The 9,198-nt window shown below is 65.3% G+C and carries 11 protein-coding genes; 1 reads left to right on the top strand and 10 read right to left on the bottom strand.

Annotated features, from left to right (window positions below; all coding sequences use genetic code 11):
* Positions 1–196: 196 nt before the first annotated feature.
* On the top strand, positions 197–544 hold the full coding sequence (locus ABFX29_RS13455; RefSeq protein WP_152228840.1) for a hypothetical protein: 348 nt from the start codon (positions 197–199) through the stop codon (positions 542–544).
* A 255-nt stretch (positions 545–799) separates the two neighbouring features.
* Here ABFX29_RS13455 and csrA read toward each other — a convergent pair whose 3' ends face one another.
* The 10 genes from csrA to ABFX29_RS13405 form a co-directional block, all read right to left on the bottom strand.
* Positions 800–1,045, bottom strand: coding sequence for a carbon storage regulator CsrA (gene csrA / locus ABFX29_RS13450; protein WP_152228841.1), 246 nt, complete (start codon positions 1,043–1,045; stop codon positions 800–802).
* 64 nt (positions 1,046–1,109) lie between these two features.
* Positions 1,110–2,063 (bottom strand): hypothetical protein, encoded by a 954-nt coding sequence (locus tag ABFX29_RS13445; RefSeq protein WP_152228842.1) that lies wholly within the window; start codon positions 2,061–2,063, stop codon positions 1,110–1,112.
* Positions 2,038–4,089, bottom strand: coding sequence for a flagellar biosynthesis protein FlhA (locus ABFX29_RS13440; RefSeq protein WP_152228843.1), 2,052 nt, complete (start codon positions 4,087–4,089; stop codon positions 2,038–2,040). The genes ABFX29_RS13445 and ABFX29_RS13440 overlap by 26 nt, the downstream gene beginning before the upstream one ends.
* Entirely contained in the window at positions 4,086–5,219 is a 1,134-nt protein-coding gene (locus ABFX29_RS13435; RefSeq protein WP_152228844.1) for an EscU/YscU/HrcU family type III secretion system export apparatus switch protein, read from the bottom strand. The genes ABFX29_RS13440 and ABFX29_RS13435 overlap by 4 nt, the downstream gene beginning before the upstream one ends.
* Positions 5,220–5,978: a flagellar biosynthetic protein FliR gene (locus tag ABFX29_RS13430; RefSeq protein ID WP_152228845.1), complete on the bottom strand. Its 759-nt coding sequence runs from the start codon at positions 5,976–5,978 to the stop codon at positions 5,220–5,222.
* Between the two features lies 1 nt (position 5,979).
* Entirely contained in the window at positions 5,980–6,255 is a 276-nt protein-coding gene (gene fliQ, locus ABFX29_RS13425; RefSeq protein WP_152228846.1) for a flagellar biosynthesis protein FliQ, read from the bottom strand.
* The gene (gene fliP, locus ABFX29_RS13420) at positions 6,255–7,145 is read right to left on the bottom strand and encodes a flagellar type III secretion system pore protein FliP (protein ID WP_387013612.1); all 891 of its coding nucleotides are present in this window, start codon (positions 7,143–7,145) and stop codon (positions 6,255–6,257) included. The genes fliQ and fliP overlap by 1 nt, the downstream gene beginning before the upstream one ends.
* Positions 7,145–7,612: a FliO/MopB family protein gene (locus ABFX29_RS13415; RefSeq protein ID WP_152228847.1), complete on the bottom strand. Its 468-nt coding sequence runs from the start codon at positions 7,610–7,612 to the stop codon at positions 7,145–7,147. Before ABFX29_RS13415 ends, fliP begins: the two co-directional genes overlap by 1 nt.
* Positions 7,613–8,308, bottom strand: a complete 696-nt coding sequence (gene fliN, locus ABFX29_RS13410) for a flagellar motor switch protein FliN (RefSeq protein ID WP_152228848.1) — start codon at positions 8,306–8,308, stop codon at positions 7,613–7,615. It lies immediately after the preceding gene.
* Positions 8,308–9,183 (bottom strand): flagellar motor switch protein FliM, encoded by an 876-nt coding sequence (locus ABFX29_RS13405; RefSeq protein ID WP_152228849.1) that lies wholly within the window; start codon positions 9,181–9,183, stop codon positions 8,308–8,310. The genes fliN and ABFX29_RS13405 overlap by 1 nt, the downstream gene beginning before the upstream one ends.
* Positions 9,184–9,198 lie beyond the last annotated feature (15 nt).

Here is a 9,198-nt window from a genome sequence, read left to right as displayed (position 1 = left end):
AACCGCCGCTTTTTCCGTTCCTCAAGAACCTCCGCAAAGCTCAAGATTGGCGCAAGGAAATTCTTGGGGAAACATTGCGGTTTCTGCGCGCCGAACTTGAGCGTTTGTTTCGGGGAGCGCCTATATCGTCATACCCATCAGTAAACGCAGGCTAAGCGGAACATCTGGACCGCGAAGACTAATTGGGGGTTGGCACGTGAACGCATGGAACGCAGGCACCGATGTTTTGGTCAAGCGCTACACAGATGCCCAGCGCGACAGCCACGTTGCAGCCTCCTGCGCCGAGTGCGGCCGCCGCCTGGTCCCGGAATGGGCCAATGACAAGCGCCCCACCGACAAGACCGGCTACTGGGTAATCCGCGGCTACCGCTACCCCGGGGTCCGCTGCTCCACGCACGAGCGGCGCGTTCTGCAGGACTACTACGGCACCCGCGCCAGCAAAGGCCAGGTTGAGCGCCACGTCGCCGGCTCCCGGACCCGCATGGCAGCCCCCGCCCGCCGCACCATCCGCCTCTTCGGAACCAAGGTCCGTTCCGGCAGCTAAGTTTTCCCCCAAGAAAAACCGCAGTATGTATCCCAAGTAATTACTGCACCAATCGAGCCGCACAGTTGCATGTGGTGCGCTGCCCGCCCGTCCGCGGAAAGCGCCTGGCTCGCCGCCCCGGCTTCCACCCCAATGGTTGCCGGGGTTTGGGGTTTAAGGGCTCGTTTTCGCGCGGCGCTGCGATAAGGCGCTGTGGCACGGGGCAGCCACCGCAGGGCGCTGCAGGAGATAGTTAGGTACTGGCAGCCGAAACGGCTATTCGGCCTCTGGCCGACGCAGGCCAAGAAGGTTCTTGATCCGCTCTTCGTCTTCCGGGCCCGCGGCCGCAGCGGCTACATTGGCTTCTTCGACCGCGCGGACAACTTCGTTGCGCTGGATCTTGACTCCGCGGGGGGCATCAATTCCAATTCGGACGCCGTCACCCCGCGAATCGAGCACGGTAATGACAATGTCATCACCTATCAGGATCTGCTCTCCTGATTTCCGCGTTAGCACGAGCATTTATTCACTCTATCGCAAGCACACCCGGCAATATTGTTTCCGCGTAGGGCAGGAACACGAAACCTCACAGAACCGCGGATCCGGAGGCGGCGCCGTCGAGCCAGCCAACCGGAAGTCCCAGCGCGTTTACCGTTTGCGGCGAGGCCGTTCCTTCAAGTCCTTCTACGGCTACCGCGTCAACGACTGATGCCGCACGGACCTCCCCGACCCAGGCCGCAGTGTCCTCGGCCTTTCGGCCGGCGTCCACGGCAACCCACAGCTGATCCGGGGCGAGGGCTGCAATCAGGGTGGTGTGCCTGCCGATTTCGCTGACGCCGCGTCCAATCCCGTAGGCAAGGAAAATGGGGTGTCCGGCCAGCACGCCGGCTGCCCGGGCGGTTGCGACGGCGCGGCGGTCCCCTGCGCGTCCCACCCCTGATCCATCCACGGCTCCGGCGGCCCGCAGGGCCTGGGCGCTAAACCCGCCGGCGGCCGCCATGGACTCGCAGACCATCAGGGGGTCCTGCCCCAGCCCCACAACGATCACCAGGTCGCCCGCACCGGCAAGCGGAGCGGGAACCTCCTGGCGCGGCACCGGGAAGCCGGCACCGGGGCTGAGGGAGAGCTGCGGGAAGGCTGCGGGGACTACGGCAGGCGCGCTTTCCGCGGGCCGTGAGGGTGCGCCGGTGTTCTGGGACAGGTCAGCCATCAGTTCGGCGAAAGCGTTCGTGCCGGTGGAGATGTCCGGCATGACCGGTTCCGACGGCTTGTACCCGCCTTCGGCTTCCTCCGCCCGGGCCAGCAATGCACCGATTCCGGCACGGCTGGGCAGATCGGCGTCGACCGGGGCAGCACGGCGTCCCCGCGGAGGGAGCTCCACGGTGACCTCGTAGTGGTGGCGGGCCAGGAACCCGCCGATGCCGCCCACGGTAACTTTCTCGGCAGCGATAATGCGTGCCCGCGGCCCGTGCTCGGCAAGGACCTTCGCTTTCAGCGCGTCAAGGGACGGACCCTCAAGCTGAAATCGTCTCGGTTCCACGGAGCACTCCTACTGTTTCAATGTTCACGTTCGCGGCCGTGGCCTCCTGGTAGGAGAGCACCGGCAGTCCGTTGGTCTGCGCCGAAACGAGCCGGCGGATAGCCGGCCGCAGTGCGGGCGCGCACACCAGGACCGCGGTGTGGCCCGCGTTCTCCACTGTGGCCACAGTGGACTTAAGTGATCCTATGATGCTTTCGATCCGTGCGGGGTCCAGGAGGATCTGCGTGCCCTGGTCGGAGGGACGCAGGCTCTCCAGCATGGCCTGTTCCAGGGACGGGTCGATCATGATTACCCGCAGGACGCCGGAGTTCACGTACTGGGCTGCCAGGGCAGGGCCCAGTGCCTGCCGGGCAGCTTCGATGAGCCCTTCGGGATCCGGAGACGTCTTGGCCTTCAGCAGCAGCGATTCGTAGATGCGGGGCAGGTCATTGATGGGGATCTGCTCCGCCAGCAGGCCCTGCAGCACGCGCTGCACCTCAGCAAGGGAGAGCACGTTCGGCACCAGTTCATCCACCGCTGAAGGGCTGACCTGCTTGACGCCTTCCGTGAGTACCCGGACATCTTCCCGGGTGAGCAGCCGGGCGGCGTTGGCGGTGATGATGGCGGACAGGTGAGTGACCAGCACGGACACCCGGTCGATGACGGTGGCCCCTGCCATCTCCGCTGCATGGCGCATCTCGGTGGGAACCCATTTTCCGGAAAGCCCGAATACCGGTTCCACGGTCGCGGTGCCGGGCAGCCCGTCCAGGAAGTCGCCCAGCGCGAGCACCTTGCCCGCCGGTGCCTCGCCGCGGCCTGCCTCGACGCCGGCAATGCGAATTACGTAGGTGGACGCGGGCAGGTCCACACTGTCCCGGGTCCGCACCGGCGGAACCACGATGCCGAGTTCCAGGGCGATCTTCCGGCGCAGGGCCCGGACGCGGGCCAGCAGGTCATCCGAGCCGCCGGTGACGATGTCCACCAGGTCCGGGGAGAGCATCACTTCGAGGGCATGGACACGCATCTGCTCGATCAGGTCTTCGGTGGTGTCCGAGGCCGGCGCCGCGGTCAGCTGTGCAACCGGGTCTGCGGCGGCGGCTTCTTCGGCTGCCTGCCGGGCCTTGACCCGCTGGCTGGCGAAGATCAGCAGGGCGCCAATAACGATGAACGGGATCTTCGGCATGCCCGGGATCAGTGCCATCACGATCGCGGCCGCTCCTGCGATCATCAGCGCGTTCCGTGACTGGCTGAGTTCGGCAGACGCAGTGGATGCCATGTCCGACTCGGCGTTGGACCGGGTGACGATCATGCCGGTGGAAACTGCCATGAGCAGGGCGGGGATCTGGGTGACCAGGCCGTCGCCGATGGTGAGCAGCGTGTAGGTGTCGATTGCTTCGCCGGCGGACATGCCGCGCTGGAGCATGCCGATCGCGATGCCGCCCACGACGTTGATGATGATGATGATCAGGCCGGCGATCGCATCGCCCTTCACGAACTTGGACGCACCGTCCATGGCACCGTAGAAGTCAGCCTCCGCGGAAACCTCAGCGCGGCGCTCACGGGCCTGGATGTCCGTGATCAGTCCGGCATTCAGATCGGCGTCGATTGCCATCTGCTTTCCCGGCATGGCGTCCAGGGTGAAGCGCGCACCGACTTCGGCCACACGCTCGGCGCCCTTGGTGACCACCACGAACTGGATCACCACCAGGATCAGGAAGATCACCGCGCCGATAATCAGGGAACCGCCCACCGCCACGTGGCCAAAGGCTTCGATCACCTGGCCGGCGTACCCGTCGCCCAGCACCAGGCGGGTGGAGGCAACGTTCAGGCCCAGCCGGAACAGGGTGGCGACCAGGAGCATGGAGGGGAATACGGAGAAGTCCAGCGGCTTCTTCACGAACATGGTGGTCAGCAGGATCACCAGTGCCAGCAGGATGTTGATGATGATCAGCACGTCCAGCAGGCCGGCGGGCACGGGGACCACCAGCAGCAGGATAATTCCGATCACGCCCACGGGGATGGTGAGCTTCAGGAGGTTGCGGTTCACGGTGCTGCCTTACGGTGTTGTGGGGCGGGAGCGGGGACAGTAGCTGAGGGGTCGGGGGCCATGGTGTGCACCCCGGCGGAGGCGCCGCGGTTTTTCAGGGCCATGACGAAGGCCAGGACGCGGGCCACGGCGTTGTACAGTTCCACCGGAATTTCCTGGCCAATTTCACAGGCCGAGTGCAGGGCGCGGGCGAGGGGAATATCGCGCACCATGGGTACACCCTTGGCTTCGGCTTCCTCACGGATGCGGGCGGCAATATTTCCGGCACCCTTGGCCACGACCCGGGGCGCGGACTTCCCCGGTTCGTATTTAAGGGCCACGGCAACGTGGGTGGGATTCAGCAGCACGACGTCGGCGTCCCCCACTGCAGCCATCATGCGGTTGCGGCTCATGGCCAGCTGGCGTGAACGGCGCTGGGACTTGATCAGCGGGTCGCCGTCGGTGTTCTTGTTTTCGTCCTTGACCTCTTTTTTGGTCATGCGGGTCCTTTTGCGGTTCCGGCGCATCACCATGAGGATGTCTGCTCCCGCCAGCGCGAGCCCGGCCGCAACCGCGAACTGCAGCAGGGTGGCCACTCCCCCGCCAGCTTCGGCCAGCAGGGCGGAAATCGACATGCCGCCGGCGGTCATCAGGACGGGCATCAGGTTCTGGATGACGGCATAGAGCACCAGCCCGACGACGGCGGTCTTCAGGAGTGCCTTCACGCCGTTCCAGATCGCCTGGCCGCCGAAGACCCGTTTCATGCCCTTGACCAGGTCGAACTGTTCGTACTTGCCCTTGAACTTCTTAAAGTGGATACCGCCCTGCAGTGCCGCGGTGGCCAGGACGGCAACCACCACGACGGCGAGCAGCGGCCCCATGATGTAGACCAGTCCACCGAGGGAATCCTGGAACATCCGCAGTGCGGCCAGCGGATCGGGATTCCCGGTAATCGAATCCACCCGCATCAGCGTTTCCGCGCCTTTGTCAGCGCCCCGGCTGATGGTCGTGGGCATCATGACCGCGGCTGCGCCTACGCCTACCCAGGCGGTGAGGTCGTCGGACCGGGAAAGCTGTCCCTTGTCCCGGACCTCTTTCATCCGTTTCGGAGTGGCGGCTTCTGACCGCTCTCCTGACTCCTGGTCAGCCATCTATCCCACCCCCGCCAGTGTCCGCACGATCTCCTGGACCAGCACCGAAACAACACGGGGCAGGGCGAGGAATACCACCGAGATCAACGTCAGGGTCAACAGGATCTTCAGCGGGAAGCCGAGGGCGAAGGCGTTCAGTGCCGGGGCCACACGAGTGAGCAGGCCCAGCCCGGCGTCGGCCAGGAAGAGGACCACCAGCAGCGGCCCCGCGATCTGGACGGCGGCAATGAACATGTTGCTCACGCCGGAGATCATTGCCTGCGCAGGGTCTGCGAGGTCGATCCCGCCCGCCAGCGGCAGCGCGGTGAAACTGCGGGAAAGCCCCATGATGATCAGCTGATAGCCATCCGAGGCAAAGAGCAGGGCCAGTGCAGTGATCTGGAACATCCGGGTGAACTGGGCACCGTTGACCATGGACTGCGGATCGAAGCCCTGGGCCAGGGAAAAGCCGCCAAAGAGGTCGATCAGCTGTCCGGCGGACTGCACTGCCGAGAACACCAGCAGGACCAGGAAGCCGAGGACAGCACCCACCACGAACTCAAGCACCAGCCCCGTAATGAACTCTGCGGTGCCCAGGCTGGAGTATCCCTGGGAAACCTGGGGGGCCACGGCCAGGGCCAGCCCGATGGCCAGCATGGCCTTTACCCGGCCGGGAAAGGCGTTGTAGGAAAACGGCGGGGCGATGACCAGGAACGCCACCATCCGTACGCCCGCCAGCATCACCGCTTCCAGCCAGGCCTGGTCGATGGTGATGTTCACGTTATCCCCCGCCGAGCAGGGATGGGATCTTCTCGAACAGCTGCTGGGTGAAGGTGATCATTTCGGTGATCATCCAGTGGCCGCAGACCAGCAGGGCGATGCACACGGCGATCGCCTTGGGTACGAAGGAAAGCGTGACTTCCTGGATTTGGGTAATCGACTGCACCAGGGACACCGAGAAACCAACCACCAGTGCAGTCAGCAGCACCGGTGCCGCGAGCTTTGCCGCGACCCACAGTCCCTGGAGACCGATGTCCAGGACGGCACTGGTATCCATCAGCCACCACCCTGGTAGCTGTTGACCAGCGAGGTGATGATCAGTCCCCAGCCGTCCACGAGCACAAAGAGCAGGATCTTGAAGGGCAGGGAGATCATGACCGGGGGAAGCATCATCATGCCCATGGACATAAGGGCTGCTGCGACCACAAGGTCGATGATGAGGAACGGAATGAAGATGACGAAGCCGATGATGAACGCCGCCCGGAGTTCGGAGATCATGAACGCCGGAATGAGGGTGGTCAGCGGGACGCTTTCCGGGTTCTCCGGGTTGGGCTGGTTGGCTGCCCGGGTCATGAGCGCAATGTCCTCTTCGCGGGTGTGGGCCAGCATGAACTGCTGCAGCGGGCCGGAACCGGCGGACAAGGCATCGTTGAACGTGAAGTCACCGTTGAGATAGGGCTGTACGGCCAGGGAGTTTATCTCGGTCAGCACCGGCGCCATGATGAACAGCGAGAGGAACAGCGCCAGCCCGGCCAGCACCTGGTTAGGGGGGATGGACGGAAGCGACAGGGCGTTCCGGGTCATGGCCAGCACCACGAATATCTTCGTGAAGGAAGTCATCATCAGCAGCAGTGCCGGTGCCACCGAGAGCAGGGTGATGCCGATGAGCGTAACGACGGCGGTGGAGGGTGTTCCGTCCACGCCGTTGATGTCCACGGAGAAACCGCCGGTTTCCTCCGGGTCCCCCGGCTGCGTGGGTGCCGTTGGGTCAGCCGGTGCCGCCGGGTCGAAGGTGGTGGCATGGCCGGCTGCGGTGCCGGCGAGCATCAGGGCGAACGTTGCGGCCAGGACCAGCAGGGCGAACAGCAGAAACCGCCGTAGCCCGGGCCTGGGAGCTGCGCCGGCGGAAACGGGCACAGCGGAAGCAAGGGATGCTGCAGCCGCCATTAGCCGGTCCGTCCGCGGCGGATGAACGCGGCGCTCTGCCGCCAGGTATCCGGGGAAAGAATGGAGCCGTTGAGCACGGAGGTTCCGCTGCCCGAAGCAGTGCGGCGCGTATCGCGGCGGCGGGGCAGGCCGCCGTCGTCCGTTCCTGCCTGGCTTCCCCCGTTGGCTGCGGCAGCATCCTGGAGGGAAGCGGCGAAGCCGGCATCGGGTGCCGGTTCTGCGTCCGAAGTGTGCAGCACGTTCACGTTGGCTTCGGTGACTCCGAGCAGGAAGCGCTGGCCGCCTGTCTCCAGGACTACGACCGAAGCCTTGGGGCTGATCGCCTGCCGGCTGATGACCCGGATGGGTGCCTCGGCCCCGGAGGAAACCCGTCCCCGGATAAGGCGGCGCTGGAGCCACCACAGGAGCCCCAGGACCACACCGAGCGATACCAGGACCCGCAGCGCCATGACTGCGGAATCGTCCATTTAGCTCAGGCCCTCGGCTACGTCCAGGATCTTGGTGATGCGGACTGCGTAGTCCTGGTCCACGACGACGATCTCGCCGTGGGCGATCATCCGGCCGTTGAGCAGGATGTCAGCGGGCGCACCGGCGGAGCGGTCCAGTTCCACGACGCGGCCCGGTTCCAGGTTCAGCACGTCACGGACTGCCATGCGGGTACGGCCGATCTCCACCGTCAGTGCCATCTCCACGTTGTTGATTCGGCCCAGCTTGCCCACTACGGACTGGGCAGCTGTGCTGCCCTGGCCGCCGGACCGCATGCGTACGGCAAACCATCCTGCGGTGCCTTCGGGGCCGCGCAGTTCAAAGACGGAAGTGTCCATGTGGCCGAAGAGAGCCGAGGCATCCTCGGTGCGTGCATCGCCGAGCACACCGGCACCCAGGGTGGCACTTGCCGCTTCCAGGGCAGGACGGAGCACGTCTGCCGTGGAGACGGCAGGAGAGTCGGACCCGGCAACGTCGGAGACGCTGGCTGCGGAGAGCAGGACTACGGCCAGGTCCGCGGAGACGGATCCGACGAAGGAAGCCGTCACGGCCTGGGACATCTGTTCCAGCGGCAGGCCCAGCTGGGAATGCGGGGCCGGCTGCAGCGGGGCGGGGGTGGGCAGCAGTCCTACCAGGGCTGCTGCGGCTTCGGCGTGCTGGGCCAGGGTGGTGCTCATCAGATGTTCTCCTCGGTACTTACGATCACTCCGGCCAGACGGGAGCCGCTGGCCCCCACCGCGGCTTGGGCCAGCGTCTGGCCGTCGACTGTGACATTCAGGGGTCGGTGCTGCGGATGGTCAAGGTTCAGGACGTCTCCCACGGCGAGGTCAAGCACCACGCCCGGCTTCACCCAGATGGGGTTCAGCTGCAGGGACACGTCCACCGGCAGGTTGGCCAGCTGCTCGGTGACCAGCTCGGCGGGTGTGGCGTCTGACAGATTGGGCCGCACCGGGCCCAGCTGCGGCAGGATCGCTTCGGCGGGCAGGGCCACGGTAGCCGGAGCGGCGGCGTCGCCCACCACCATCTCGAAGCGGGCCACAATCATGGGCACCGTGGATCCGGCAGCCTGGGCGAACTGGGAGTTGTACTGGATGGACGACGGCGAGAGCGGCGCAGCCAGGAGGCTGCCCAGCGCGTAGTGCAGGTCCTCGAGCGCCTCATCCATGATCCGGCTCAGCAGGGCCTGTTCGATGTGGGTCAGCTTGCGTTCCGGGGCCGGCTGGTTGCCGGTTCCGCCGAGCATGTGCCGCACCCAGGACAGCGCAGCCGCCATGGGGAACTGGATCACTGCCTTCGCGGAAATGTTCGGCATGGAGAAGAGCACCATGCCGGTGTCCTCGGGGAGGGAGGCAACGTACTCGTCATACGTCATGGTCTGGACCTGCTCCGAGGTGACCTGGGAGAGAACGCGGACCTTAGCCGTCAGCTGGGTACCCCACTGGCGTCCGAAGGTATCGAATGCCATTTCAAGGACACGGGCGTGCTCGCGGGCAAGCGTAGTAGGGCGCCTGAAGTCATAGGCTTCAACCTGCCGCTGGGCTTTTGGGGGCATGCCAAGGGATATATC

Origin of the sequence: Arthrobacter gandavensis, from assembly GCF_039528575.1 — a bacterium.
GTDB lineage: Bacteria > Actinomycetota > Actinomycetes > Actinomycetales > Micrococcaceae > Arthrobacter_B > Arthrobacter_B citreus_B.
This window is presented reverse-complemented; position numbering and strand designations above follow the sequence as displayed.